This is a genomic window from Ruegeria sp. AM1 (assembly GCF_056540745.1).
Genome location: NZ_JBQFXH010000004.1, coordinates 24,179 through 50,448, shown reverse-complemented (window position 1 = coordinate 50,448; position 26,270 = coordinate 24,179). Strand labels below are relative to the sequence as shown.

General features: G+C 59.0%; 24 protein-coding genes. 13 read left to right on the top strand and 11 right to left on the bottom strand.

Going from position 1 to position 26,270, the window contains the following annotated elements:
* The first annotated feature begins 34 nt into the window (after positions 1-34).
* Positions 35-976, top strand: a complete 942-nt coding sequence (locus ACR0I7_RS11915; RefSeq protein ID WP_480511265.1) for a c-type cytochrome — start codon at positions 35-37, stop codon at positions 974-976.
* 27 nt (positions 977-1,003) lie between these two features.
* Here the strand turns inward: ACR0I7_RS11915 and ACR0I7_RS11910 are convergent, their stop codons facing one another.
* Complete coding sequence (locus tag ACR0I7_RS11910) at positions 1,004-1,663, bottom strand: GntR family transcriptional regulator (protein ID WP_480511263.1); 660 nt, start codon at positions 1,661-1,663, stop codon at positions 1,004-1,006.
* A 135-nt stretch (positions 1,664-1,798) separates the two neighbouring features.
* Here ACR0I7_RS11910 and ACR0I7_RS11905 point away from each other — a divergent pair, with 135 nt between their 5' ends.
* Positions 1,799-2,815, top strand: coding sequence for an Ldh family oxidoreductase (locus ACR0I7_RS11905; RefSeq protein ID WP_480511261.1), 1,017 nt, complete (start codon positions 1,799-1,801; stop codon positions 2,813-2,815).
* Positions 2,816-2,820: 5 nt separating this feature from the next.
* Here the strand turns inward: ACR0I7_RS11905 and ACR0I7_RS11900 are convergent, their stop codons facing one another.
* The 3 genes from ACR0I7_RS11900 to ACR0I7_RS11890 are packed head-to-tail and all read right to left on the bottom strand — an operon-like array spanning position 2,821 to position 5,941.
* Positions 2,821-4,062 carry an NAD(P)/FAD-dependent oxidoreductase gene (locus ACR0I7_RS11900; protein ID WP_480511259.1) on the bottom strand — a complete coding sequence of 414 codons (1,242 nt, stop codon included), beginning with the start codon at positions 4,060-4,062 and terminating at the stop codon, positions 2,821-2,823.
* Positions 4,059-4,991 carry a 4-hydroxyproline epimerase gene (locus tag ACR0I7_RS11895; RefSeq protein ID WP_480511257.1) on the bottom strand — a complete coding sequence of 311 codons (933 nt, stop codon included), beginning with the start codon at positions 4,989-4,991 and terminating at the stop codon, positions 4,059-4,061. The genes ACR0I7_RS11900 and ACR0I7_RS11895 overlap by 4 nt, the downstream gene beginning before the upstream one ends.
* On the bottom strand, positions 4,982-5,941 hold the full coding sequence (locus ACR0I7_RS11890) for a dihydrodipicolinate synthase family protein (RefSeq protein WP_480511255.1): 960 nt from the start codon (positions 5,939-5,941) through the stop codon (positions 4,982-4,984). The genes ACR0I7_RS11895 and ACR0I7_RS11890 overlap by 10 nt, the downstream gene beginning before the upstream one ends.
* Positions 5,942-6,070: 129 nt before the next feature.
* On the opposite strand from ACR0I7_RS11890, the gene ACR0I7_RS11885 reads away from it, so the two are divergent.
* Positions 6,071-6,592 (top strand): N-acetyltransferase family protein, encoded by a 522-nt coding sequence (locus ACR0I7_RS11885; protein ID WP_480511253.1) that lies wholly within the window; start codon positions 6,071-6,073, stop codon positions 6,590-6,592.
* On the opposite strand, the gene ACR0I7_RS11880 is transcribed toward ACR0I7_RS11885, so the two are convergent.
* On the bottom strand, positions 6,589-7,647 hold the full coding sequence (locus ACR0I7_RS11880; protein WP_480511251.1) for an ABC transporter ATP-binding protein: 1,059 nt from the start codon (positions 7,645-7,647) through the stop codon (positions 6,589-6,591). The two genes, ACR0I7_RS11885 and ACR0I7_RS11880, sit on opposite strands and share 4 nt — an antisense overlap.
* On the bottom strand, positions 7,644-8,438 hold the full coding sequence (locus ACR0I7_RS11875) for an IclR family transcriptional regulator (protein WP_480511250.1): 795 nt from the start codon (positions 8,436-8,438) through the stop codon (positions 7,644-7,646). Before ACR0I7_RS11875 ends, ACR0I7_RS11880 begins: the two co-directional genes overlap by 4 nt.
* A gap of 146 nt (positions 8,439-8,584) precedes the next feature.
* Here ACR0I7_RS11875 and ACR0I7_RS11870 point away from each other — a divergent pair, with 146 nt between their 5' ends.
* The 10 genes from ACR0I7_RS11870 (at position 8,585) to ACR0I7_RS11825 (ending at position 19,865) form a co-directional block, all read left to right on the top strand.
* Positions 8,585-9,844, top strand: a complete 1,260-nt coding sequence (locus tag ACR0I7_RS11870) for an ABC transporter substrate-binding protein (RefSeq protein WP_480511248.1) — start codon at positions 8,585-8,587, stop codon at positions 9,842-9,844.
* A gap of 95 nt (positions 9,845-9,939) precedes the next feature.
* Positions 9,940-10,866: a carbohydrate ABC transporter permease gene (locus ACR0I7_RS11865; protein WP_480511246.1), complete on the top strand. Its 927-nt coding sequence runs from the start codon at positions 9,940-9,942 to the stop codon at positions 10,864-10,866.
* Position 10,867: 1 nt separating this feature from the next.
* Positions 10,868-11,716: a carbohydrate ABC transporter permease gene (locus ACR0I7_RS11860; protein WP_480511244.1), complete on the top strand. Its 849-nt coding sequence runs from the start codon at positions 10,868-10,870 to the stop codon at positions 11,714-11,716.
* 40 nt (positions 11,717-11,756) lie between these two features.
* A complete protein-coding gene (gene melA, locus ACR0I7_RS11855) occupies positions 11,757-13,097 on the top strand; it encodes an alpha-galactosidase (protein WP_480511242.1) in 1,341 nt (446 codons plus the stop codon).
* Positions 13,098-13,118: 21 nt separating this feature from the next.
* The gene (locus tag ACR0I7_RS11850) at positions 13,119-14,828 is read left to right on the top strand and encodes an IlvD/Edd family dehydratase (protein ID WP_480511240.1); all 1,710 of its coding nucleotides are present in this window, start codon (positions 13,119-13,121) and stop codon (positions 14,826-14,828) included.
* A complete protein-coding gene (locus tag ACR0I7_RS11845; RefSeq protein ID WP_480511238.1) occupies positions 14,828-15,595 on the top strand; it encodes an SDR family NAD(P)-dependent oxidoreductase in 768 nt (255 codons plus the stop codon). The genes ACR0I7_RS11850 and ACR0I7_RS11845 overlap by 1 nt, the downstream gene beginning before the upstream one ends.
* Positions 15,596-15,599: 4 nt before the next feature.
* The gene (locus tag ACR0I7_RS11840; protein WP_480511236.1) at positions 15,600-16,493 is read left to right on the top strand and encodes a 2-dehydro-3-deoxygalactonokinase; all 894 of its coding nucleotides are present in this window, start codon (positions 15,600-15,602) and stop codon (positions 16,491-16,493) included.
* Entirely contained in the window at positions 16,490-17,095 is a 606-nt protein-coding gene (locus ACR0I7_RS11835; RefSeq protein ID WP_480511234.1) for a 2-dehydro-3-deoxy-6-phosphogalactonate aldolase, read from the top strand. Before ACR0I7_RS11840 ends, ACR0I7_RS11835 begins: the two co-directional genes overlap by 4 nt.
* Positions 17,092-17,952, top strand: a complete 861-nt coding sequence (locus ACR0I7_RS11830) for an SMP-30/gluconolactonase/LRE family protein (RefSeq protein WP_480511232.1) — start codon at positions 17,092-17,094, stop codon at positions 17,950-17,952. Before ACR0I7_RS11835 ends, ACR0I7_RS11830 begins: the two co-directional genes overlap by 4 nt.
* Complete coding sequence (locus ACR0I7_RS11825) at positions 17,949-19,865, top strand: beta-galactosidase (RefSeq protein WP_480511230.1); 1,917 nt, start codon at positions 17,949-17,951, stop codon at positions 19,863-19,865. The genes ACR0I7_RS11830 and ACR0I7_RS11825 overlap by 4 nt, the downstream gene beginning before the upstream one ends.
* Positions 19,866-19,877: 12 nt before the next feature.
* On the opposite strand, the gene ACR0I7_RS11820 is transcribed toward ACR0I7_RS11825, so the two are convergent.
* Genes ACR0I7_RS11820 through ACR0I7_RS11800 form a run of 5 tightly spaced genes read right to left on the bottom strand, consistent with a single transcriptional unit; the run spans position 19,878 to position 26,192 of the window.
* Positions 19,878-20,963: an ABC transporter ATP-binding protein gene (locus ACR0I7_RS11820; RefSeq protein WP_480511229.1), complete on the bottom strand. Its 1,086-nt coding sequence runs from the start codon at positions 20,961-20,963 to the stop codon at positions 19,878-19,880.
* A gap of 3 nt (positions 20,964-20,966) precedes the next feature.
* Entirely contained in the window at positions 20,967-22,613 is a 1,647-nt protein-coding gene (locus ACR0I7_RS11815) for an alpha-amylase family glycosyl hydrolase (protein ID WP_480511227.1), read from the bottom strand.
* Positions 22,614-22,622: 9 nt separating this feature from the next.
* Complete coding sequence (locus ACR0I7_RS11810) at positions 22,623-23,771, bottom strand: carbohydrate ABC transporter permease (protein ID WP_480511225.1); 1,149 nt, start codon at positions 23,769-23,771, stop codon at positions 22,623-22,625.
* A gap of 3 nt (positions 23,772-23,774) precedes the next feature.
* Positions 23,775-24,782 (bottom strand): carbohydrate ABC transporter permease, encoded by a 1,008-nt coding sequence (locus ACR0I7_RS11805; RefSeq protein ID WP_480511223.1) that lies wholly within the window; start codon positions 24,780-24,782, stop codon positions 23,775-23,777.
* 51 nt (positions 24,783-24,833) lie between these two features.
* A complete protein-coding gene (locus ACR0I7_RS11800; RefSeq protein WP_480511221.1) occupies positions 24,834-26,192 on the bottom strand; it encodes an ABC transporter substrate-binding protein in 1,359 nt (452 codons plus the stop codon).
* Between the last annotated feature and the right edge of the window lie 78 nt (positions 26,193-26,270).

Here is a 26,270-nt window from a genome sequence, read left to right as displayed (position 1 = left end):
CGACCAGCACTGACATATATTCTGGAGGAAGAAAATGAAACTTATGCTGAAAGCCCTCACAATCGCGTCGTCGATTGTGGCAACACAGGCCATCGCAGAAAGCTGGACGCTTGTTCCGGAAGGATCGCATCTGGCCTATGGCTCAATTAAAAAGAACACTGTCGGCGAGGTAAACAGCTTTACCGGGCTCAGCGGTCAGGTCAGTCCGGACGGTCAGGCCAGGATCGAAATTGACCTGTCATCGGTTGAAACCAACATCGATATCCGCAACGAACGGATGATCGAATATGTCTTTCGCCAAGCCCCTACCGCGACGCTGACGGCACAGTTCGACATGGCCGAAATCTCGAACCTGCAAACAGGCGCGACCACCCTTATCGATGCCGAGGCAGTCTTGTCGCTGGCTGGCACCGACGTTGAATTTGATGTCGAGATGTTTGTGGCCCGGCTGAGCGATACATCCGTTCTGGTTTCAACCAATGACATGGTGTTCCTCAGCACCGAAGATGCAGGCATCAATGCAGGAATCGACAAGCTGATGGAACTGGCAGAGCTGCCCGGCATCACCAGAACCGTTCCGGTTACCGCGCGGCTGATGTTCACAATGGATGACCAAAAAGCCGAAGCCGCCCCCGAGGCGACACCTGTCGAGGCTGTCAGCCTGGCGGGTGATCCTGCAGCAGGAAAAAAGGTCTTTCGCAAATGTAAGGCCTGCCACGAGGTAAAGCCGGGCAAGAACAAAGTCGGCCCGTCACTGCACGGCATCATCGACGCGCAAGCCGGACAGGTCGAGGGGTTCAAATACTCCGCTGCATTGCAGGGCTCGGAGCTTGTCTGGACTGAGGCTGAACTCATCGCGTTTCTGGCTGATCCGCGAAAGAGCATTCCAGGCAACAAGATGGCCTTTCCCGGCCTGAAGAAAGACACCGATATCGCCGATGTCATCGCCTATATTCAGGAGGAAACCAACGGCTGAGGTTTACCGCAAAAGGCAAACCTCAGCTCAATCCAGGATCAAGGTCAAAAGCTGATCCCGGGTACGCCTGATATGCCGGACAAGAAGATCGCAGGCCGCGTCCACATGACCGGCCTGCGCCAGGTTCAACAATTCGCGATGCTCGGCGCGGGCGGGTTCTCGTTGTTTCATCACGCTCAGATGCATCCGCACATAGCGGTCAGACTGCAAATTTATCCGGCGCAGCAGATCGTTGGTCAGGCCCCGATCTGCCGCGGCATAGAGCGCGGCATGGTAGTCCTGGTTGAAGGTACCCCAACGGCCAACATCATTTGCATCATACGAGGCCTCCATCTTGTGCAAGATCTGTTCGCAACGTGTCAGATCGGTCGATGTCATCGCCGGGATTGCGCGGCGGAAAAGGTCAACTTCCAACAATATACGCAGGTCGAAAATCTCGGCAATCTCGGCAGGTGAGTGCTTTGTCACGGTCGCGCCGCGATTGTTGGTCAGGGTCACCAGCCCCTCGGCATCCAGCTGCTTGAGGGCTTCGCGCACGGGCATGCGCGAGACGCCGTAGTCTTCGGCCAGCGCCTCTTGTCGGATCACCTCGCCACCGACCTGCTCACCGCTCAGGATACGGTCGCGCAGATCATTGGCGATGACATCAGGCAGGCTTTGACGGGTTATCGTACGCTTTGGTCCCAAAGGGCTGTCCGTTTTTGCATTTTGGATACAAATATCTGGCCCGCCTGATCCTGCCAACTACAAACCATCCGTCGTCGGTTGAACTCCTGCACCTTTCGCCGCTATCCCTGTCATATCTGAAAGAAGAGATGGATCATGAGTGACACCGTCAAACTGACCGCTGATGAGATAACGGACCTGTCTTTCAAGGTCCTGACCCGTGCGGGGTTTGGCGACAACCACGCGCAGGCGATTGCTGCCTTTCTGACCACCTGCCAGTGGGATGACTGCCAGTCGCACGGGCTGTTTCGGTTGCTGATGTGCGTGCAGACTATGCAGACCGGCAAACTGGACGGCCACGCCGAACCGGTTGTCTCACCCTCTGACACTGCCATCGTGCGGGTGGATTCGCAGGGCGGGATGTCCTTGCTGGCGTTTCAACAGGCCCTGCCGCATCTGATCGAAAAGACGCGCCGCCATGGGATCGCCGCGATGGCCATCAATCGCTGCTTTCACTTCTCGGCCCTCTGGCCCGAGGTCGAGCGCCTGTCTGCCGCCGGTCTGGCCGCGATGACCATGGTGCCCAGCCATGCCTGGGTGGCCCCGGCAGGGGGAACCCGTGGCAGCCTTGGCACTAACCCGCTTGCCTTCAGCTGGCCCCGACACGGCAAAGATCCGTTCACCTTTGATTTTGCCACCAGCGCCTTCGCGCGGGGAGAGATTGAGCTGTATATGCGCGCGGGCAAACCTCTGCCCGATGGGGTTGCAATAGACAAGTACGGCAACCCAACCGCCGATCCTCAGGCAGCGCTGGACGGGGCGATGCTGACCTTTGGCAGCTATAAGGGATCGGCTCTGTCGATCATGATCGAACTGATGGCCGGACCGCTGATTGATGATCTGACCAGTATCGAGAGCATGGAGTTCGCCCAAGGCGCTGGCGGCGCGCCCTACCATGGCCAGATCGTGCTGGCCTTTGATCCCAAACAGTTCAGCAATGGCAAAACCGAGGCCAATGACAGCCGGGCCGAACGCCTGTTTGCCGATATTACTGACCAGGGTGCGCGACTCCCCTCGCAACGCCGCTTTGCGGCGCGGGCGCGTAATACTGCACGCGGCTTTGCCGAGGTTTCAAAACCATTGCATGACGAGTTGTCGGCGCTGCTGGATTGAGGCCCTTAGAATCGTGTTGCCAAGAAGGGCTCAAGCGATATCGCGGATGCTCGTCCCTCAATCACATCCGCGACCAGTTCAGCGGTACCGGCAGATTGCGTCAGCCCCAGATGACCGTGACCAAACGCATAGATCACATCACGTGATGCCGGTGAGGGCCCAATCACCGGCAGGCTGTCGGGCAGCGATGGTCGAAACCCCATCCATTGCGCAGCCCGTTGCGTATCGAGACCCGGCAGGAAGTCACGCGCTTTGTCCAGCAGGGTGTCAGCCCGTTTGAAATTTGGCGGCAGTTTAAGCCCGCCCAGTTCAACGGCCCCGCCAACCCGCACACCCCCGTTGATCCGGCTCGCGACAAAGCCGTGGCGCGAAAAGGTCAGGTGCAGACGCAGATCGAATGCGCCCGGCGGCAAGGTGGTGTTATATCCTCTCTCGGTCTCCAGCGGGACAAGATCCCCCATCCCACGCGCCAGATGATGCGACCATGCCCCGGCCGCGATCACGACCTTGCTGGCCTCGACCTCACCAGAGCTAAGCGTCAGCCGCACGCCGGGCTGTGCAGGCACGATGGCCCGCACCTCTTGTCGGTCAATCTGCCCACCACGATCCCGAAACACCTGCGCCAGATGGTCTACCCATGCCTTGGGGTCGACAACGTTAATCCAGTTCGGCGTGAACCCGGCATGGGTAAACCGTTTGCTGAGACCCGGTTGGATTTCAGCAATCGCCTCAGGGCTTTGCAGCAAGTCAAACGCGATCCCGTGATGCCGCCGCAGTTCCCACGCGGACAGGCTGGCACGGTACTCAGCTTCGCTTTCGTAGAGCTGCAACTGGCCATCACGTTGCAGCAGATCTTCTGCGTCGACCGAAGTGGCAAGCCGATCAAAACCCGCCTTGGACACCCGCATCAGGTCAACCTGCGCAGCAAGCAGGTGTGCATATTGGCTTCGCTGGCTGGCCCGCAAAAATTTCCACAACCACGGCATGATCTGCACCGCATAGGCTGGCGGAACGGCCAAAGGCCCCATTGGATCAAGAAACCATTTCGGCGCTTTGCGCATGATGCCGGGGGTTGCCAGCGGTTCGATTTCCGAAAACGCAAAGGCCCCGGCATTTCCCGCTGAAGCCTGCGCCGCGACCCCGTCGCGATCCAAAACTCTGACACTATACCCGCGTCTCTGCAATTCCAGCGCGATACTGATGCCCACCACACCAGCACCGATCACAATGACAGATGCCTGCGTCACACCCCGATACCAGTCCGAAAGGGATCGTTTTCGTCAAAGAACAACTGCGCTTCGGCCATGACAAAGGCCTGACCCGTGATCGACGGGATCACGCCCCCCTGCGATCCTGGCTGATAGGACAGGCGATAGGTGCTCCCTATCACACTTTCTTGCACAATCTCGTCCCCAACCGCCAAACGACCGTCGGCCGCGAGGCAGGCCAACCGGGCCGAGCTGCCCGTACCACAGGGCGAGCGATCATAGGCATCGTCCGGGCACAGCACGAAATTGCGGCTGTGGACCCCTTGGGTGGGCGAGGCATCCTGAAAGATCACATGATCCACCGGCTCGCCCTGTTCGCCGCCCAGACCCTGCGCAATGGACGCTTCGCGGATCGCAACAGCCAGTTCGGTCATCTCTTTGATGTTATCTCTACGCACCGGAACCGGGCTGGGATCGACAATAAAGAACCAATTGCCACCATAGGCCACATCACCGGTCACGCGCCCCAGCTGGGGCAGGTCGAGTGTAGCGTCTTTATGCACCCGGCGGCTTTCGACATTGATCACCGTCACCGTATTGGCATCATGCAGCTGAAGCGTCACAACACCCGCCGGGGTTTCGATGCGGTGACGGCCGGTACCAATACGACCCAGATGCGCCAGCGTGACGCCCAGCCCGATTGTGCCATGACCACACATGCCCAACACCGCATCCAGATCAAAGTAGATCACGCCGGTTACGCAGGTGGGATCAACGGGCTCGACCAACAAGGCAGCGACCATGGCAGGCTGCCCGCGCGGTTCCGCCATCACCGCATTACAGAAGCCCTGATGCCGGGTTGCCAACCGTTGCGCACGATCTGCCAGCGGCCCGTCACCCAGATCGAGTGCGCCATCAAGGATCACCCGTGTCGGTTCACCTCCGGTATGGCTGTCGATCACATGCATTTGGAAATCACACCGCCCTGCGTTGACCAATCGGCGAACCAGGTGCGGAACAAGGCATATTGTTGTTCGCAATAGCGCCGCTGCGCGTCCGTCAGCTCATCTGTTTCATTGAAGTGCAACCGGTATTCCTGTTCCCCGTTCAGCACCAGAAGATGTTTGTAATAGAGCACCAGATCGGGGCCCTCGTCAAAGCTGGACAAGACATGAATCGCTTCGGTCAGCTCCTGCGCACGCTGGCGGGCCTCGGCATGACCCTCTGCCGCTTTCTTCGACAACGCGGCCAGCAGTAATGCCTCATGCGGCAGTGCGGTTCCGATCCCGGTGATCGATCCGGTTGCACCGCAATTGACAATGCCATGATACACCTCAGTATCCACCCCTACCATCAGCGTGACCTGATCATCGCGGCTGGTGATGTTCTCGGCCGCATAGCGCAAATCGTCCCGGCCGCCGAATTCCTTGAACCCGACCAGATTCGGATGCGCAGCCCGCAGGGCAAAGAACAGATCCGCCCGCGTCGCAAAGCCGTAATAGGGGCTGTTATAGATGATCGCGGGCACGTCCGGGGCTGCAGACAGGATCGCGTCGAAATGGTTCTTCTGCGCCGTTGGCGAGCTGCCCCGCGACAACACGCGCGGGATGACCATCAGACCCGCCGCACCCATCCGCTGCGCATGGGCGGCATGGGCCACCGCGGATTTCGTGTTGATCGCACCCGTACCGACAACAACGGGCAGGCCGGCATCAATCAACCGCTCGACCCCCTCCATCCGCTGGGCATCGGTCAGCAGCGGCCAGTCCCCCATCGAACCGCAATAGACCACTGCCGACATGCCCGCGCCGATCATCTGCTGGCCCTTGCGGACCAGTGCGTCAAAGTCTGGTTCTCTGTTGAGTGTGCAAGGGGTCATAAGGGCAGGCATCGTGCCTGTAAAAACATCGGATTGCATAGGCGGTGATCCTTTGGCGCGTGACTATCAGCAGATGTAAGGGATTTTGGATACAAAATCCACTTTTGAATGCATGGCACTGCCGAGGTTTGATGTTGATCCGTGCGGAAATTCTGGCACCTATGGGCCATGACATTGCGAATAGTGGATAAATCAGACGCGCCCAGCATCGCGGCTATCTCGATCGAGGTCTGGGTCGGAACCTATCTGAAACGCGGCGTCAGCGCTTTCTTTGCGGACTACGCTTTGGCCGAATTCACCGCTGACAAGATCGAAGAGCTCATATCTGATCCGAATGAATTCATTCTGGTCTCGGACAACGCCGAAGGCATCGATGGGTTTATTCGGGTTTCCTCAGGCAGCAAAGCACCGGTTGCGGGCTGCTCAGAGATGGAAATCGCAACCTTCTATGTCCAGCCGCGCCATCAGGGCAAAGGAATCGGGACCCGTCTGCTGAACGCCGCCCTTGCCCATTGCCGCCAGAACGCCGCCGACTCCGTCTGGCTGGCCACCAACGCCGAAAACGACCCCGCAATTGCATATTATCTTGCGCACGGATTCGAACATGTGGGCGAAACCCATTTCCGCATTCAGGATCAGGGGTATCTGAACAACGTCTATCGCCGTCGCCTGAGCACCGAGGGGCTCTAGCGCAATCGCAAGCCGCTTTCGGCGTCAAACAGCATCGCCCGTTCGGGTCGTACCGAGATTGCGATCTTGTCGCCCTGTGCGCTGCGCTGATCATCACGTTCTTCGACAATCAGTTTGTCACCGTTTGAGGACAGAAGGTACGAATAGGACACGCCACCCAGCGCCTCGATCAGATCCACGGTGCAGGTGTCACCGTTGCGATCTACTTCGATATGTTCCGGCCGAATGCCGAGCGTCACCTTGGTGGCCCCAGAAGGCACCGAGGCCAAAACCGGGATCGCTGTCGTCAATGCAGGGTGCTGCACCATCCCGTCAACGATGTCACATTCCAGGAAATTCATCGAAGGTGAACCGATGAAGCCCGCAACAAACCGATTGTCCGGATCACGGTAAAGGTCCATCGGCGCACCGACCTGTTCGATCCGGCCATCGCGCAGCACCACGATCTTGTCGGCCATGGTCATCGCCTCGACCTGATCGTGGGTCACATAGATCATGGTTGCGCCGATTTCCTGGTGCAGGCGTGCAATCTCGACCCGCATTTCGACCCGTAACTCGGCATCGAGGTTCGAGAGCGGTTCGTCAAACAGGAACACTTCGGGACCGCGCACAATGGCACGACCAATGGCAACGCGCTGCCGCTGCCCCCCCGACAGAGCCTTGGGCTTGCGCTTGAGATAGGGGCCAAGTTTGAGGATCTCTGATGCTTCCTGCACCTTCTTGTTGATCTCTGCCTTGGGCACACCGTTCATACGCAGGCCAAAGCCCATATTCTCGGCCACAGTCATGTGTGGGTACAACGCATAGGTCTGGAACACCATCGCCACGCCACGCTTGGCTGGGTCCATATGGGTCACGTCACGCTGACCGATACGAATCTCGCCTTCCGAAGTTTCCTCCAGCCCAGCAATCATGCGCAACAACGTGGACTTGCCGCAGCCCGAAGGGCCAACGAACACGCAGAATTCGCCGTCTTCGACCTGCAGATCCACGCCATGGATAACCTGTGTCTGGCCGTAGCGCTTGATTGCGCCATTCAGGGTTACGCCGGTCATGATGCCTTCTTTCTGTTCCCGCGGTTTTCAGGAAACCGCCATGCTTGCGCCTCGGTCCCGATCTGTTCAGCAGCCTGCTGAACGCGCGGAACCCACTTTTCCAGCTGGGCAAAGCCCATCCGTTCGGTCGAGCCGGTCACGGATATCGCCCCCAGCATCCTGCCGCCTGATGTCAGGATCGGGCAGGCAATACAGATGATACCGGGCTCATGCTCTTCGTTGTCGATGGCATAACCACGGCGGCGGATCAGGTCGAGATCAGCGCGCAGCGCCTCTTTCGAGGCAAGCGTATGATCTGTAAAACGGTGAAAACTCTGCAGCGAAACGGCCTGTTCCAGCCTGTCTTCGTCAAGAAACGCCAGCATCGCCTTGCCGACGCCCGTGCAATAGGCAGGCCCAACCTTGCCTGCCTCAGAATACATCTCGACCGGGTTTTTGGCGTTGCGCTTGTCGACATACAGCACCTGGCTTGAATCCAGTTGCGCCAGATGGACGGTTTCGCCCGTATCAAGGCTGAGCATATCCATAATCGGCCGCGCGATGGGGGCCAGCGAGCTTTGCGTCCACGCCGAATGGGCCAGCCGGACCAGCCGCAAGCCGGGCGCATAGGTCTGTCTGTCGGGGTCATAGCACAGCATCCCCTGATTGGTCAGAGATTGCAGAAAGCGATACAGGGACGCTTTGGGAAAATCGCTTCTGTCCAGCAGCTCACCAAACCGGACCGGGCGCTGAAAGCCCGCAACCTGCTCAAGCACATCACATGCTTTGCCTATAGTGCCGTCACCTGCCACGGGTGCCCGTTCTCCTCCGCATATACTCTCATGTCCTCCACACGAGAGTATTGACAAGCCTAGCCGATTCGATGTGTAGTTTTCAATATATAAAACTTGGTTTCATTATATGGAACCATTAAAGATGGAAGCTAAGGGAGGAAACCATGCATTCCATGTTCAAGCGCACTGCCGCGGCGTTGGCGGCCAGTGTAGCAATTGCTGCTCCGGCATCTGCCGAACTCACCGGTGAGCTGCGGATCTTTCTCGACACGTCGAACCCCGCGCCGCGCGCGACGATGGAGGCGATGATCGAGCGGTTCCAGGCGCAGCATCCCGATCTGGAGATTGAAACAACGGTGATTGACCGTGAGGCGTACAAGACCCAGATCCGCAACTTCCTGACCGCGGACACGCCGGACGTTGCCACCTGGTACGCAGCCAACCGGATGAAGCCGTATGTTGAGGCAGGTCTCTTCGAAGACGTGTCCGATCTGTGGGCCGAGCCTGAAATTGCCGACAATCTCGCCTCGACCAAAGGCGCGATGACCATCGACGGCAAGCAATGGGGTGTGCCCTATACCTACTACCAGTGGGGCGTTTATTACCGCAAAGACATCTTTGAAGAGCTGGGCCTGACCGAGCCGACCACCTGGGAAGAAGAACTGGCCAACTGCCAGAAGATCGTCGATTCAGGCCGCGCTTGCTATACCATTGGGACCAAGTTCCTGTGGACCGCGGGTGGCTGGTTTGACTATCTGAACATGCGCACCAACGGGTTCGACTTCCACAATCAGCTCGCCAATGGCGAAATCAGCTGGGAAGACGACCGGGTCAAACAGACCTTCGCCAACTGGAAACAGCTGATCGACATGGGCGCGTTCATCGACAACCACCAGACCTATAGCTGGCAGGAAGCGCTGCCCTTCATGGTCAATGGCGAAGCTGCGGCCTATCTGATGGGTAACTTTGCCGTTGCGCCGCTGCGCGAGGCAGGTCTGACCGATGACCAGCTGGATTTCTACCAGTTCGTCGCCATCAACCCCGATGTTGAACTGTCCGAGGACGCACCGACCGACACGTTCCACATCCCGGCCAACGCATCGAACAAAGAAGCCGCACGTGAATTCCTGCGCTTTGCTGTTTCGGCGGATGAGCAGACCGAGATCAACAACGGTGCCAACCTTGGCCAGTTGCCGGTCAACGCAAAATCGGCTGTGGATGACGACAAGTTCCTGCAACAGGGCTTTGTCATGCTATCTTCCAACAGCCCCGGCGGCGTAGCCCAGTTCTGGGATCGTGACGCACCGGCGGAAATGGCCAAGGTCTCGATGGAGGGTTTCCAGGAATTCATGGTCAAACCGGATAATGCCGACCGTATTCTGGCCAAGCTGGAACGCGCCCGCGAGCGTATCTACGACAACTGATCCGGCATGGGCTGGGCTGAGGCCCGGCCTGCGTCGCCAGACACAGCAGGGCGGGTTTCGGCCTGCCCTGCCCCCAACAAAACCCGAGATATCCCATGACCGCTGTTGCAGACGCTCCCGAACAGGAAAGCTGGTTCCACAGAAATCAGCAACGCATCGCCCCGTGGCTTTTCCTTGCGCCGGGCCTGTTGTTCTTTTTGGTCTATGTGATCATCCCGGTCTTTCAGTCCTTTAACCTGTCGCTCTATGAATGGGACGGGCTGGGCGCTGCCGAATATGTCGGGATGCGCAACTACGAAGACCTGTATTGGGAATGGGTCGACCGCGACGCCTTTTACACCTCGCTGAAAAACAACCTGATCTGGCTGGTGCTCTATCTTCTGGCCATCCCGGCAGGCCTGTTTATCGCGCTGTTCCTCAACCAGACTGTCTGGGGTATCCGACTCTATAAATCACTGTTTTTCTTTCCATTCGTGATTTCTCAAGTCGTCGTCGGCCTTGTGTTCACATGGTTCTATGATCCGACCTTTGGCCTGCTGAACGAATTCCTCGGCCTCTTTGGTCTGGGGCCCCTGAACGTGCTGGGGGATGAGCGTTTCGTGACCTATGGCATCATCTTTGCGGGCCTCTGGCCGCAGACGGCCTATTGCATGATCCTGTATCTGACCGGCCTGAACGCCGTCGACCCGGAACAGATCGAGGCGGGGCGACTGGACGGTGCCAAGGGTTGGAGCATGCTGTGGAATATCATCCTGCCACAACTGCGCCCCGCAACCTTCATCGCCTTTGTCGTCACCATCATCGGCGCGCTGCGCAGCTTTGACCTGATCTCGATCATGACCCAGGGCGGCCCGTTTGGCTCTTCCCGTGTGCTGGCCTACTACATGTTCGAAGTCGCACTGTCCGAATATGGTTTCCGAATGGGATACGGGGCGGCGATTGCCGTGGTCCTATTCCTGATCATGCTGTGTTTCATCGCCTATTTCCTCTGGTCGATGTATCGCGAAGAAAAGGGGCACTGAGATGTTTCCCAAACCTATCGAAAAACAACCCCGCGCGGCGCAGATCACCTATCAGGCCCTGTTGCCAGTAGCCTTGCTGCTGTGGCTAGGGCCATTGCTGGCCGTTGCCCTGTTCTCGGTCAAACCGGCGGCGGATTTCACCAATGCGAACTATTGGGGCCTGCCATCCAGCTTTGAAGGTGCGTTCAATTATGGGCAGGTCTTCTTTAACTCGGACATGCCGCGATATCTGCTGAACTCATTCATGATCACCATCCCGACGGTGGTTGGCTGCATTGCACTCAGCACCATGACCGGGTTCGCGCTGGGGATATACAAGTTCAAGTCGAACATCTGGATCTTCTTCATGTTCGTTGCGGGCAACTTTGTGCCGTTCCAGATTCTGATGGTTCCGGTCCGGGACCTGACGCTGGAGCTGGGGCTGTACAACACCAAGACCGGGCTGGTTTTGTTCCACATCGCGTTCCAGACCGGGTTCTGCACGCTGTTTATGCGTAACTTTATCCGCGCCCTGCCCTTTGAACTGATCGAGGCCGCGCGCGTCGAGGGCATCAGCGAATGGCGCATTTTCTGGTACGTGGTTCTGCCCCTGATGAAGCCTGCGATTGCCGCGCTGAGCGTATTGATCTTTACCTTCATCTGGAATGACTTTTTCTGGGCTGTTGTCCTGACTCAAGGGCCGGAAAGCCAACCCGTTACGGCAGGGATCACCAGCTTTAACGCGCAGTTCCGCGCCGCCTATCAATTGATGAGTGCCGGTTCCATCATCGCGGCCCTGCCGCCGGTGGCCATGTTCTTCCTGATGCAGAAACACTTCATCGCGGGCCTGACCCTCGGTGCCGTAAAATAACGCCAAACCAAAAACTAACGTCAAACCAAAGGTTTGTCTCATGACAAAGATCACGTTTATCGGGGCTGGTTCCACGATTTTCATGCAGAATATCGTGGGCGACGCCCTGCTGACCCCATCGTTGGCCAACAGCCATTTTGCGCTGATGGATATCGACCCCGAGCGACTGGCCGAGAGCGAAACCGTCGCCAAAGCCATGATCCGTTCGGTCGGAAGTGGTGCTCGCGTCACAACGCACACGGATCGCCGCGCCGCACTGGACGGCGCAGACTTCGTCATCACCGCCTTTCAGATCGGCGGGTATGAACCCTGCACGGTGACAGATTTCGCAATCCCCAAGCAATATGGGCTGCGTCAGACCATTGCCGACACGCTGGGTGTTGGTGGGATTATGCGCGGTCTGCGCACGGTTCCGGTTCTGTGGGATGTGGCTCAGGACATGATGCAGCTTTGCCCCAATGCAACGCTGCTGCAATATGTGAATCCCATGGCGATCAACACCTGGGCACTGGCCGAACGATTCCCCACCCTGAAACATGTGGGCCTCTGCCATTCGGTTCAGAACACGGTCGAAGAACTGGCCCACGATCTGGACCTGCCCAAGGACGAATTCCAGTACAAGGTTGCAGGCGTCAACCACGTCGCGTTTTTCCTGAAGCTGGAACATCAGGGCCGCGACCTCTATCCGGCGCTGCGGCAGGGTTATGCAAGCGGTCGCTTCCCCAAAGCGCCGCTGCTGATGCCGCGTTGCCCCAACAAGGTGCGCTATGAGGTGATGGATCATCTGGGCTACTTCTGCACCGAAAGCTCAGAACATCTGGCGGAATATGTGCCGTGGTTTATCAAGGACGGGCGGCAGGACCTGATCGAGCAGTTTTCGATCCCTCTGGACGAATACCCGACACGTTGCGTCGAGCAGGTGGCCAACTGGAAAGAACAGGCCAAGACCCTAACAGATGGCCGCGATATCGAGGTAAAGCGCAGCCACGAATTCGCTGCCGATCTGATGAACGCGGTTGTCACCGACACGCCCTATACGGCTTATGGCAATCTTCCGAACACCGGCCAGATACCGCAATTGCCCTTGGGTGCCGTTGTCGAAACGCCATGTTTGGTGGACAACAACGGGGTACAACCCTCGGTGGTTACCGATATTCCGCCTCAGCTGATCGCTTTGATGCGCACCCAGATCAATGTGCAGGAGCTGACAGTCCGTGCATTGGTTGAAGAAAACCCCGAATACATCTACCACGCCGCGATGATGGACCCCCACACCGCAGCCGAGTTGGACCTGCGCCAAATCAGCAATCTGGTAAGCGACCTGCTGGTCGCGCATGCCGATTGGCTGCCGGAATGGTGCAGACCCGCGAAAGCCGCCTGACCTTTATTCGAGAAGAAGAAAATGACAAAAAAGCGCCGCTCACAGCACTGGTATGGCAAGCTGGACAAAGACGGGTTCATCCACAGGTCGTGGATGAAGAACCAAGGCTTTCCAGATCACGCCTTTGACGGTCGCCCGATTATCGGCATCTGCAACACCTGGTCCGAGCTGACCCCCTGCAACTCGGGTCTGCGCGATCTGGCCGAAGGTGTGAAACGCGGCGTGTGGGAAGCCGGAGGTTTCCCGGTCGAGTTCCCCGTTATGTCGCTGGGCGAAACCCAGATGAAGCCCACCGCAATGCTGTTCCGCAACCTGCTGGCGATGGATGTCGAGGAATCGATCCGCGCCTATGGCATTGACGGCGTTGTCCTGCTGGGTGGCTGCGACAAGACCACTCCGGGGCAGTTGATGGGGGCGGCCTCGGTTGATCTGCCTTCGATCGTGGTCAGTTCCGGCCCCATGCTGAACGGCAAGTATCGTGGTCAGGATATCGGTTCAGGGACGGATGTTTGGAAATTCTCCGAGGCTGTGCGCGCCGGGGAGATGACCCTGCAGGATTTCATGAACGCCGAATCCGGCATGTCCCGCAGCGCCGGGGTCTGCATGACCATGGGGACGGCCTCAACCATGGCCTCGCTGGTCGAGGCGATGGGCATGAGCCTGCCCACCAACGCTGCCCTACCCGCTGTTGACGCCCGCCGCATGGCGCTGGCGCATCTGACCGGCAAGCGGATTGTCGAGATGGTGGATGAAGACCTCAAGCCCTCGGACATCCTGACTAAAGAAGCGTTCGAGAACGCCATCCTTGCCAATGCGGCTGTCGGCGGCTCGACCAATGCAGTGGTGCATCTGCTGGCGCTTGCAGGCCGTGTGGGCGTGGACCTGTCGCTGAAGGACTTCGAAATTGGTTCGGAAATTCCTCTGCTGGTGAACTGCATGCCCTCGGGCAAATACTTGATGGAGGATTTCTGCTACGCAGGCGGCGTACCGGTGGTTCTAAACGAACTCAAACCTTTCCTGCGCCCCGCCAAGACCGTACTCAACAAGGATATCTCGGCCCATTACGAAGGGGCAGAGTGTTTCAATAGCGATGTGATCCGGCCCTTTGACGATCCGGTCAAACCCACCGCGGGCCTGCGTGTTCTGCGCGGAAATCTTGCACCAAACGGGGCGATTGTGAAGCCCTCGGCCGCCACCGACGCCTTGCTGGAAATCGAAAGCGAGGCTTATGTTTTCGAAAGCATCGAAGATCTGAAGGCCAATATCGACCGGGATGATCTGCCGGTAACGCCAGACACCATCCTGGTGCTCAAAGGCTGCGGCCCCAAAGGATATCCGGGTATGCCCGAGGTCGGCAACATGCCGATCCCGGCCAAGTTGGTCAAAGAGGGCGTGCGCGACATGATCCGAATCTCGGACGCGCGTATGTCGGGCACGGCGTTTGGAACAGTAATCTTGCACGTCAGCCCCGAGGCGCAGGCCGGCGGCACGCTGGCATTGGTGAAAACCGGCGACCGCATTCGCGTCTCAGCCAGCAAAGGCGAGCTTGAACTGCTGGTCGATGAACAGGAACTGGAGGCGCGCCGCGCCCAATGGCAACCGGATCAGCCGCATTACACCCGCGGCTATGCCAAACTTTATATCGACCATGTTCTGCAGGCCGATCAGGGGGCTGATCTGGATTTCCTGGTCGGTAAAGACACCCGCCTTGTAACCAGAGAGAGTCACTGATGGACAAGACAGCAACATTCCCCGACCTCGGTGGCGCATCGGTTTTCATCACCGGCGGCGGTTCGGGGATCGGCGCCGCGCTGACCGACGGGTTTCTGACGCAAGGTGCAAATGTCGCCTTTATCGGCCGATCAGACGCCAGCGCGTTTGTCGAAGAAATGCGTGACAAACACGGTCGCGCGCCGCTGTTCCTGCAGGGCGACATCACCGATACCGAATTGCTGCAGGCCACAATGGGCAAAGCAGCCGAGGCTTTCGGCCCGATTCAGGTCCTGGTCAACAACGCGGCAAATGACGAACGCCACGCGCTGGCCGACACCACCGCCGAGTTTTGGGACTGGATGATCGACATCAACCTCAAGGCCTATTACTTCGCCTGTCAGGAAGCCGCTCGCCAGATGCAGGCGACCGGTGGCTCGATCATCAATTTCAGCTCGATAAGCTACATGATGGGCAATGACGGCTATCCGATCTACACCACCTCGAACGCGGGTATCACCGGAATGACGCGTTCGCTGGCGCGCGAGCTGGGTCCGCAAAAAATCCGCATCAACGCGCTGGCCCCCGGCTGGGTTCTGACGCAAAAGCAACTGGATCAATGGGCGACACCCGACGATCTGGCTGCGCATCTGGATCGTCAGTGCCTTAAGGAACATCTGGCCCCCGAAGACATGATCGCACCCACGCTGTTTCTGGCCTCTCAGGCCAGCCGCGCGATGACCGGCCAGTGCATGGTCGTCGACGGCGGCGTTGTGGTCACAGGATAAGCGCATGAAAACCGAGTGGATAGCAGTAGACTGGGGGACATCCCGCCTGCGTGCCTGGGCCATGCAGGGGGACACCATTCTGGATCACGCCCAATCCGACGAAGGCATGTCGCGCATCACGGGCGGAGATTTTCAGGCCGCCCTACTGCGACTGATCGGCGGATGGCTGGGCGACGCACCCTTGGATGTCATCGCCTGCGGCATGGTCGGCGCTCGGCAGGGCTGGGTTGAGGCCCCCTATGCGGCGGTTCCGTCGCACCCTCTGCCCCATGCGCCCTTCCGGGTCAGCGGCACCGACCCGCGCATTCGCGCCTTTGTGGTTCCCGGCCTCAAACAGCTTGACCCGGCTGATGTGATGCGGGGCGAGGAAACCCAGATCGCGGGTTTTCTGGCCATGCACCCCAACTGGGACGGTGTGATCTGCCTACCCGGCACCCATACCAAATGGGTTCAGATCAGCGCCAATGAGGTCGTCAGCTTCCGCACCTTCATGACCGGTGAGATGTTTGATCTGCTGCAAGGGCAATCTGTGCTGAAACACTCGGTCACCGAGGGATGGGATGACGCCGCCTTTGCGGATGCGGTGGCCGATACGCTGTCCAAGCCCGAACAACTGGCCGTGCGCCTCTTTGGTCTGCGCGCTGCGGATTTGCTGCATGGTCAGGGCTGCGGCGTGAATCGCGCCCGGCTGTCCGGTTATCTGGTTGGTGCCGAACTGGCCGCCACGCGTCCCTATTGGCTGGGCCAGCAGATGGCCATCATTGGTGCCTCGGGGCTGGCCGATATCTATGCCAGCGCCTTGCGGCAACAGGGGGCATTTGTCGAAATCTCTGACGCCACCCAAACAACATTGGCCGGTCTTCGACAGGCCCGCAATCTCACGAGGCAACACGCATGAGCCGTTCCATCATCGCCATCCTGCGTGGGCTGCGCCCGCACGAGGCCCTCTCTGTCGGCGAGGCCCTGCTGGCGGCAGGGATCGACAAGATCGAGGTACCGCTGAATTCGCCCGATCCGCTGGACAGCATCAAGGCTATGGCCGATGCATACGGGGATCAGGCCTTGATCGGAGCGGGCACGGTGCTGACCCCTGATGAGGTCGCGGCTGTTGCGGCTGTTGGTGGCAAACTCATCGTCTCACCCAATTGCGATCCTGAGGTCATCCAACGCACAGTTGCGTTGAACATGCAAAGCTGGCCGGGTGTCTATACCCCGACCGAGGCCTTCGCGGCGCTCAAGGCCGGTGCAACGGGGCTGAAGCTGTTTCCCGGCGTGATGGCTGGCCCCGCCGGGCTGGCCGCGATGCGCCCGATCCTGCCCAAGGGAGCCCAAGTTTACGCCGTCGGCGGTGCCGGACCCGAAAACTTTCACGATTGGATCGCGGCGGGCGCGGATGGCTTCGGGATCGGGTCTGCTCTTTACAAGCCGGGGATGGGCGTGGCTGAAATCGCAGACCGGGCCCGCAACATCGTCGAGGCCTATGACAAGGCCTGCGGATGACAGCGGTCTTTGACAACCGCCCCTGCGAACTGGGCGAGGGCCCGCTATGGCACCCTGAACGGCAGCAGCTTTTCTGGTTCGACATCGTGAACAAACGCCTGATGACACGCGACGGGGACGGACCGCAAAGCTGGGACTTCGCCGAACATGTCTCGGCTGCGGGATGGGTCGACAGGGATACGCTGATGATTGCGTCCGAAACGGCGCTCTGGCGGTTTGATCTGACAAACGGGGCCAAAGACCTGCTTGCGCCGCTTGAGGCAGACAACCCGGTCACCCGGTCAAATGACGGGCGGGCCGATCCCTGGGGCGGTTTCTGGATCGGCACCATGGGCAAACAGGCTGAACCCGGCGCAGGCGCGATCTATCGCTACTGGCAGGGCGAGCTGCGTCAACTGGTACCGGATGTCACCATTTCGAACGCGATCTGTTTTGCACCTGACAAATCCTGCGCCTATTTCACAGATACCGTTACGGGTCAGGTCATGCGCACCTCTCTGAGCCCAGAAACGGGCTGGCCTGAGGGGGAAAGCCAGGTGTTTCTGGACCTGCGGGACGACGGCCTGAACCCTGACGGGGCCGTTGTCGACGCGGCGGGCAACATCTGGATCGCCCAATGGGGCGCGCACCGTGTTGCGGCCTATGACGGCAGCGCGCGTTTCCTTAAGGCCATCACCTTCGAGGCCGCCCATACCTCTTGCCCGGCCTTTGGCGGCTCGGATCTGACAACGCTGTATTGCACAACTGCGCGTCAGGGACTGGAGCGCGAGGCGATCGCAGCACAGCCCACCAATGGCATGACCTTTGCCGCCGAAAGTGCGGGTCAGGGTCAGGCCGAGCATCGAGTGATCTTATGAAGCCGGAACTTGGCGTTTGTTATTATCCTGAACACTGGCCCGAGGCCCAGTGGGCAGAAGACGCTGCGCGGATGGTCGAAACCGGCCTGAAATGGGTGCGGATCGGTGAATTCGCATGGAGTCGGCTGGAACCCACCCCGGGCGACCTGCACTTCGACTGGCTGGACCGTGCCATCGAAACATTGGGATCAGCCGGGCTCAAGGTGGTTCTGGGCACGCCGACAGCAACCCCGCCGCGCTGGATACTGGACAAACATCCCGACATGCTGGCGGTTGATGCGCAAGGCAATCCGCGCAAATTCGGATCGCGTCGCCACTACTGCTTTAGCCATGCAGGATATATCGACGAATGCGTGCGCTTTGTGCGGCTTTTGGGCGAACGATATGGGCAACACCCGCATATCGCGGCATGGCAGATTGATAACGAATATGGCTGTCACGACACCACCGTCAGCTACAGCCGTCCTGCCCTGTCGGCCTTTCAAAACTGGCTTGCGCAGCAATACGGGACAATCGAGGCCCTGAATGAGGCCTGGGGCAATGTCTTCTGGTCGATGGAGTACAACAACTTTGATCAGATCGACTTGCCCAACCTGACCGTAACCGAACCCAACCCCGCGCATGTGCTGGCCTTTCGCCGGTTCAGCTCGGATCAGGTGGTGGTCTTTAACAAGGCGCAGGTCGATGCGCTGCGCCCGCTGACTGATGCGCCGCTCTTGCACAACTACATGGGCCGCATCCTCGGTTTCGATCATTTCGAGGTCGGCGCCGATCTGGATATCGCCACGTGGGACAGCTATCCGATTGGCTTCCTGTCGGACCGGCTTGAGGCGGATGATGCGCACAAATCGGCGTTCCTGCAACAGGGCGACCCGGACATGCAGGCCTTTCACCATGACCTCTACCGCGCGGTCGGGCGCGGCCGGTGGTGGGTGATGGAGCAGCAGCCGGGCCCGGTGAACTGGGCGCCTTACAACCCCGCACCACTGCCGGGCATGGTCCGGCTCTGGTCGCATGAGGCGGTCGCGCACGGGGCCGAGGTGGTCAGCTATTTCCGCTGGCGACAAGCACCGTTTGCGCAAGAGCAGATGCATGCAGGTTTGCTGACACCGCATGGCCGCGATGCCCCGGCCCAAGCCGAGGTACAGCAGGTGGCCAAGGAACTGGCCGCGTTGGGCGATATCCGGCAAGAACAGGCCGAGGTTGCCATCGCCTTTGACTATGCCTCTCACTGGGCATGGGACACGCAACCGCAAGGGGCGGGGTTCAACTATTTCCGCCTTGTCTTTGCAGCCTACAAGGCGCTGCGGCGGGCCGGGCTTTCGGTGGATATTGTGGATGCGAAAACCATCGCGTCTGATGCGGGCTATAAGCTTGTGTTGACCCCCGGTCTGGCGGTGCTGACGCCTGATCTTGCGCACCGGCTGGCTGCTGCTGGGTCACTGGTCATTCTGGGCCCGCGGACCGGCGCGATTTCACACGACTTCCAGATCCCGCAACAGGGCCGCCCCGGTGTGGCGGGTCTGGAGTGTGAGGTTGATCTTGTCGAGTCGCTGCCGCCCAGCTCGCCCCGTCCGGTCGATGGCGGCGGAGCGGCGGTGCATTGGGTCGAACACCTGTCGGGCGATGCCCCGGACCTGATGTCATTTGCAAATGGAACCGCCGCGCTGAAAGGCGTGGATGGCCTGTGGTATCTGGCGGGGTTCCCCGATGACGCGCTGTGGGACAGGATCATCGGTAACGCGGCACAAGAGGTTGGTCTGACTGTCCTTCCCATGCCCGAAGGGCTGCGGCGGCGGGAAACGGCGCAGTATACGTTTTTGATCAACTACAATGCCCACGCCATCGACTGGCAGGGCCAGACGATCGACGCCTGCGGTGTCACCATCCTGCCACGCGACACCGCTGTCTAGGGCGGCCCGGTCTCAGGGTCGCCGCATCGACAGCCCGTCGTGAAACAAATGCACCTTCTCAGGCGCCGCCGTGACCGCAACCTGCTGCCCGCGCAGGTTGCGCTGCACACCGGGCAGTTTGGCAATGACGGACTCGGCCCCCTCGGTCTTATCGAAATAGAGCAGCGTGACCTCGCCCAGAGCCTCGGTAAAATCTACCATGCCGGTCAGAATGGCCTGACCCTCGGTCATGACCAGATCTTCGGGCCGAACACCGATATTGACCTGTTTGCCCTGATCGTCCGAGCTTGTCGGGATCGCCGACACCGCAACACCGCCAGAGGCCAGCGCAACGGTGGTGGTCGTCCCGGTTTCCGTGATCGTGCCGGGCAGCAGGTTCATCGCGGGTGAGCCAATGAATTGCGCGACAAATTCGTTGTCGGGCGTCTCATACAGCTCAAGCGGCGTGCCGACCTGCGCGATGCCTTTATCGGCCAGAACCACGATGCGACTGGCCAGGGTCATCGCCTCAACCTGGTCGTGGGTGACGTAGATCATCGTGCTGTCGGGCATCGCCTCTTTCAGCCGCGCAATCTCGATCCGGGTTGCGACGCGCAGCGCTGCGTCCAGATTGGAAAGCGGCTCGTCGAACAGGTACACTTTGGGGTCACGCACGATGGCGCGTCCAATGGCAACGCGCTGACGCTGCCCGCCCGACAAAGCCTTGGGCAAACGATCCAGAAACGGCTCAAGCTGCAGAATGCGCGCGGCGCGATCAACGGCTGCGTCGATGTCGGCAGACGGCATCCGGGCGATCTTCAGAGCAAAGGCCATGTTTTCGCGCACGGTCATATGGGGATAGAGCGCATAGCTCTGGAAAACCATCGCAATGCCGCGCTGCGCCGGGGGCACATCGTTCATCACCTGACCTTCGATCTCAAGCGTTCCGCCCGAGATTTTCTCGAGCCCCGCGATCATCCGCAGCAATGTGGATTTGCCGCAACCCGACGGGCCGACAAAGACGATCAACTCGCCCTGCTGAATATCCAGATCGATATGTTTCAGTACATCGACCGGCCCATAGGACTTGGCAACATCCGTGAGTTTAAGTTCTGACATGCCCTACCCCTTGTCCGCCGCCATCAGGCAGAATTGCGCAGGCGATAAAACCGGACCTTCGACCGCACCCAGCTCTTGCCCGATCAGACGCCAGTTGCCTGCTGGCCGCGCCACCTCAGCCGGTTCCGAACCCAGATTGAAAGCGCAGAAAATCTGTTCTGCGGCGCCCGCGCGATAGAAGCTGAGGATTGGCCCGTTCTGCTCCATCTCAACCTGCGCCCCTGAGGCCAGTGCCGGATACGCATGGCGCAATGCAATGGCGCGGCGATAATGGTTGAGTATGGACTGCGGATCATCCTCAAGCCGGTCAACGGCCTGCCCCGCCTGTTCCAGGCTGACCGGTAGCCACGGATCAGCCGCGCTGAACCCGGAATGTTCATCCTGCGCCGCCCAGACCATCGGGGTACGACAGCCATCGCGCCCTTTGAATTCGGGCCAGAACTCAATGCCATAGGGGTCTTGCAGCCGCTCAAAAGGGACATCCGCCTCGGGCAGGCCCAGTTCTTCACCCTGATAGAGGCAAGCTGATCCGCGCAGGCACATCAACAGGATCGCATGCTGGCGCAACGCAGCGTCATCCAAACCCCAACGCGAGGCATGGCGTTGCACGTCGTGGTTTGAAAACGCCCAGCACGGCCAGGCGTCCCCGGCCTTTTCCTCCAACTGATCAAAGACCTGCTTGGCATAAGGCGCGGTCAGAGGCTGTTTCTCAAGAAACTCAAAGGCGTAACACATATGCATACGCTTCTCGCCGCTGGTGTATTCGCCCATGATCTCAAGCCCACGCTGCGCGTCGCCGACCTCGCCCAGACAGGCCCGGCCTTCATATTGATCAGTCAGCGCCCGCAGCCGCTCCAGAAACGCGATATTCTCGGGCTGGCTTTTGGAATAGAGGTGGTTTTGATGATTATATGGGTTCACCTGCGGCGCGATTGAGGCGTTGCGCATCTCCGCCGGCAGAGCCGGGTTGTCGCGCAGTTGCGCATCGTGGAAATAGAAGTTGATAGTATCCAGCCGAAACCCATCCACCCCCATGTCCAGCCAGAACCGGGCGACATCCAGCAAAGCCTCCTGCACGGCGGCACTGTGAAAATTCAGGTCAGGCTGCGAGCTCAGGAAATTGTGCAGGTAATACTGCTGACGCCGGGAATCCCACTGCCACGCCGATCCACCGAAGATCGACAACCAGTTGTTGGGCGGTGTGCCGTCTGATTTGGGGTCGGCCCAGACATACCAGTCCGATTTGGCATTCTCGCGGCTGGCGCGGCTTTCGGTGAACCACGGGTGCTGATCGGATGTATGCGACAACACCAGATCGATCATCACTTTCAGACCTTGGGCATGCGCCTGATCCAGAAGATCGCGGAAATCGTTCAGCGAACCGAACATCGGATCGACATCACGATAATCGCTGACATCATAGCCAAAATCCTTCATCGGAGATTTGAAGAATGGCGAAATCCAGATCGCATCCACACCCAGCGACGCGATATAGCTCAGCCGCTGCGTGATCCCCTTCAGGTCGCCAATCCCGTCGCCATTGCTGTCCTGAAAGCTGCGCGGATAGATTTGATAGATCACACCGCCGCGCCACCAATCCGATGACACTTTGGTGGAAGAGTTAAGTGTTGCGTTGTTCTGCACGTTCATCAGACGCCTCTATTTAACAGATCCGGCCAGCAAGCCGCGGACCAGATATTTTTGCATTGCAAAGAAAACGACCAGCGGCACCGCGATCGAGACAAAAGCAGCGGTCGCCAGAATCTCCCAATTGCCGCCGCGCGTGCCCAACAGCTCGACAATGCGGTTGGTCATCACCGTTGTCTGGCCTGTCGCGTCGATCAGGAACACCTTGGCCACCAGCAGATCATTCCATGTCCACAGGAACTGGAAGATCGCAAACGAGGCCAGCGCCGGGAAGCTGAGCGGCAGGATCAGTTTGGTGAAGATTTGAAACTCGGTCGCTCCATCCACCCGCGCGTTTTCGATCAGATCGCGCGGCAGACCCGCCATGTAGTTGCGCAACAGGTAAATCGCCAACGGCATCCCGAAGCCGGTATGGGCCAGCCAAACGCCCAGATACCCTTTGCCAATCCCGATACTCAGGTGGAATTTCAGCAGCGGGATCAGCGCCAATTGCAATGGCACCACCAGCAACCCGACCACAGCCGCAATCAGCAAGGCCCGCCCCGGAAACTCCATCCACGCCAGCGCATAGGCCGCAAAGGCCGCCACAAGAATCGGGATGATCGTCGCCGGGATCGTCACGGTCAGCGTGCTGAAAAACGCCCGCCCCATACTATCGGTACTGCCCTGATCCAGAAGAACCGTGTGGTAGTTGTCCAGCGTAAACTCCGGCGGCAATTCCGCCGTCACAAAAATCCGCTGACCGCGATTGCCCGAGAACTCCTCAGTGTTCTGCATCCGGTAATTACCGTCCGCATCCACCGTGATCGTCCCGCCCCGGCGCAGCTCTGTCGTCTCGCCGGGCGCATAGGCATCGACATCGCGCGAGGTGATACCCCAGCGAGAGATTTTGGCCTGTTCTTCACTGTCAAACAGCTTACCCTCGATCACATAGAGCCCGTTTTCCAGAACCTGCGTTTCGGGGGCGGCGCTGCGCAGGGTCAGGTTCTGCTCGGACGGGAACAACGACCGCCACCAGCCGCTGCCGGAAATCTGGTCTGCCGTCCGAAAAGACGAGACCAACAATCCCACCGTTGGAATAACCCAAAGCACCACCAGAAAGATGACCGACAGGTGAACAACCCATCTGAGCGCCGGCTTGGTTCCTGCAATATCGCTCATGGCCTACTCCATTTCCTTGCGGGCGTTGCGCACGTTCCAGATCAGGATCGGAGTGACCAGCAGCATGATCACCATGGCCGACGCCGAGCCCACCCCCCAGTCGTTGGCGCGGAACAGCTTGTCATACATGTAGTTGGCCAGAACCTGCGTCTCCCATTGCCCGTTGGTCATCGCAAAGACGATGTCAAAGACCTTGAGAACGGTGATCGTGATCGTGGTCCAGACCACCAGAATGGTTGTCTTGATCTGCGGCACCTTGATGCGAAAGAAAATCTGAAACGGGTTCGCGCCATCCAGAATGGCAGCCTCGATGGTTTCTTCGGGGATACCCCGTAAGGCCGCCGACAGGATCACCATAGCAAAGCCGGTTTGAATCCAGACCAGCACGATCATCAGGAAAAAGCTGTTCCAGAACGGCACTGTCAGCCATGTCTGCGGATCACTTCCACCAAAGAAGATGTACAACGCATTCAGAATCCCGATCTGATCCTGCTCGGCCGGGCGCGCGTCATAGACCAGTTTCCAGATCACCGAGGCGCCCACGAATGAGATCGCCATTGGCATAAAGATCAGCGATTTGGCGAAATTGCCCCAACGAATGCGGTCGGTCAGCTGCGCCACCAGCAGACCAAAACCGGTGGACATGGCAGGCACCACAATCAGCCAGAACATGTTGTTGCGCATGGCCTCCCAGAATTTGGGTTCCGCCGCCATCTGAGCGTAGTTTTCAAAACCGACCCATCTGTACCCGCCGCCGGGCACGCGCTCCGTGAGTGAGAGGCGCAAGGTTTCAACCACCGGATAAGCCAGGTACAGCCCCAGCGCAGCCAGCGCAGGGAACAGGAACAGCCACGGCCTGATCATATTAGCACGGTTGATATTGCGGCCTGCATTCGGCCCGCGCGGCGGGAACAGAATTTTGTCCAGAAACTGGTTCGAGAGGTAGAAGTAGCCCACGCAGCCCGACACGCCGATGGCGATGGTCAGCAGGCCCTGAAGTGCCGGAGTCATGACGCCCTCATCGGTTAAGAAAGCGGGACGGCTTGAGAGCCGTCCCAAACCTTACTTGGTTGCGTCCCACGACGACTGGATTTCACCAGAAACTGTCGCGGCATCTTTCGCACCCGAGGAATAGTCGACCATGCCGGTCCAGAACGTACCAGCTCCGACTGCGCCCGGCATCAGGTCCGACCCGTCAAACCGGAAAGTGGTGGCATTGGTCAGAATCTCGCCCTGCCCGCGCTGCGTGTCGTTGGCATAGTTCTCAGGATTTGCACCCAGATGCGGGGTCAGGAACCCGTCCTGTGACATCATGATTTCATGCGCGAAGGGCGTCTTGAGGAATTCCATGAATGCCTCAGCAGCCGGGTTCGGATTGGTAATTGTGAACAGCGTGCCTGCACCCAGAACCGGTGTTCCCAAATCCTTTTCGGCATAAGCCGGGAAGTAGAAGAAATCGGCATCCACACCCAGCTCAGTCCCTTCGGGGAAATAGGCCGGAATGAACGACGCTTGGCGATGCATCATGCAAGCTGGCGGACTGTCGAACAGACCTTTGGGGCTGTCGCGGAAGTCGATCGCCGCGGTATCGTCAGCGTCTCCGAAGACATAGTCGTCATTGCGAACAAAGCTGCCATATTCCTCAATCGCGGCAATCACACGCGGGTCATCAAACTTCATCTCATTCGAGACCCACTGGTCATACACCTCGGGCGGCTGAGTGCGCAGCATCAGGTCCTCGACCCAATCGGTCGCAGGCCATCCCGTGGCCCCACCCGACGCTAGACCCACACACAAAGGTGTCTCGCCATCGGCAACCATCTGATCCATCAACGCCCGGAATTCCTCCATCGTCTGAGGAACGTCATAACCGAAGTCTTCGAAATTTTCGGGGATGTACCAGACCAGAGACTTAACGTTCACGTTGAAGAAAAAGCCGTAGAAATCCTCGGCCCCTTCCGCGTTTTCGAACGTCCCCAGATCAACCCAGGACTGCCCGGCTGCAAAATTGTCTTTGATCCAGTCGGCTGATCCCTCGGGCAACGGCGCCAGATAGCCGTTCTTAGCCATGTTGGCAGCCAGACCAGGCTGGGGGAATACGGTCAGGTTCGGCGCAGACCCGGCGGCGGCGTCGATCAGAATCTGCTGCTCAAGCGAATCCGATCCTACATAGCTGGATTCGGCCCCGGTCGCCTGATCGAAATAGGCAACCAGATTCTCAAACGACTTCCCCTCACCCGCAAGCCACGGTCCGAAAATGGTCAGGCTTTGACCGGACAGATCATGTGCATCGGCAAAGGCCTTGAGCCCCGCCCAGTCAAAGCTGCCATCGCCTTCGGCGTGCAGCAAATCGCCCTCGGCCTGTGCGGCCCCGGCGATCAGGGCAAATGCAGCCACGCCCGCATACAGCGCGTGTTTCATGAATTCTCCTCCCAATTCGATCTGACGCTATTTGATATTTTCTCAAAGCGCTTTGGATGGCGGTTTTTATCCGCTAAC

Bases quoted from the DNA above. Each gene is read 5' to 3' on its own strand.
- ACR0I7_RS11815 (WP_480511227.1), bottom strand. From the start codon at position 22,613: ATGAACGTGCAGAACAACGCAACACTTAACTCTTCCACCAAAGTGTCA.
- ACR0I7_RS11870 (WP_480511248.1), top strand. From the start codon at position 8,585: ATGCATTCCATGTTCAAGCGCACTGCCGCGGCGTTGGCGGCCAGTGTA.
- ACR0I7_RS11850 (WP_480511240.1), top strand. From the start codon at position 13,119: ATGACAAAAAAGCGCCGCTCACAGCACTGGTATGGCAAGCTGGACAAA.
- ACR0I7_RS11845 (WP_480511238.1), top strand. From the start codon at position 14,828: ATGGACAAGACAGCAACATTCCCCGACCTCGGTGGCGCATCGGTTTTC.
- ACR0I7_RS11915 (WP_480511265.1), top strand. From the start codon at position 35: ATGAAACTTATGCTGAAAGCCCTCACAATCGCGTCGTCGATTGTGGCA.
- ACR0I7_RS11825 (WP_480511230.1), top strand. From the start codon at position 17,949: ATGAAGCCGGAACTTGGCGTTTGTTATTATCCTGAACACTGGCCCGAG.
- ACR0I7_RS11905 (WP_480511261.1), top strand. From the start codon at position 1,799: ATGAGTGACACCGTCAAACTGACCGCTGATGAGATAACGGACCTGTCT.
- ACR0I7_RS11820 (WP_480511229.1), bottom strand. From the start codon at position 20,963: ATGTCAGAACTTAAACTCACGGATGTTGCCAAGTCCTATGGGCCGGTC.
- ACR0I7_RS11895 (WP_480511257.1), bottom strand. From the start codon at position 4,991: ATGCATGTGATCGACAGCCATACCGGAGGTGAACCGACACGGGTGATC.
- ACR0I7_RS11840 (WP_480511236.1), top strand. From the start codon at position 15,600: ATGAAAACCGAGTGGATAGCAGTAGACTGGGGGACATCCCGCCTGCGT.
- ACR0I7_RS11830 (WP_480511232.1), top strand. From the start codon at position 17,092: ATGACAGCGGTCTTTGACAACCGCCCCTGCGAACTGGGCGAGGGCCCG.
- ACR0I7_RS11805 (WP_480511223.1), bottom strand. From the start codon at position 24,782: ATGACTCCGGCACTTCAGGGCCTGCTGACCATCGCCATCGGCGTGTCG.
- ACR0I7_RS11885 (WP_480511253.1), top strand. From the start codon at position 6,071: ATGACATTGCGAATAGTGGATAAATCAGACGCGCCCAGCATCGCGGCT.
- ACR0I7_RS11835 (WP_480511234.1), top strand. From the start codon at position 16,490: ATGAGCCGTTCCATCATCGCCATCCTGCGTGGGCTGCGCCCGCACGAG.
- ACR0I7_RS11800 (WP_480511221.1), bottom strand. From the start codon at position 26,192: ATGAAACACGCGCTGTATGCGGGCGTGGCTGCATTTGCCCTGATCGCC.
- ACR0I7_RS11890 (WP_480511255.1), bottom strand. From the start codon at position 5,941: ATGCAATCCGATGTTTTTACAGGCACGATGCCTGCCCTTATGACCCCT.
- melA (WP_480511242.1), top strand. From the start codon at position 11,757: ATGACAAAGATCACGTTTATCGGGGCTGGTTCCACGATTTTCATGCAG.
- ACR0I7_RS11810 (WP_480511225.1), bottom strand. From the start codon at position 23,771: ATGAGCGATATTGCAGGAACCAAGCCGGCGCTCAGATGGGTTGTTCAC.
- ACR0I7_RS11880 (WP_480511251.1), bottom strand. From the start codon at position 7,647: ATGACCGGCGTAACCCTGAATGGCGCAATCAAGCGCTACGGCCAGACA.
- ACR0I7_RS11860 (WP_480511244.1), top strand. From the start codon at position 10,868: ATGTTTCCCAAACCTATCGAAAAACAACCCCGCGCGGCGCAGATCACC.
- ACR0I7_RS11865 (WP_480511246.1), top strand. From the start codon at position 9,940: ATGACCGCTGTTGCAGACGCTCCCGAACAGGAAAGCTGGTTCCACAGA.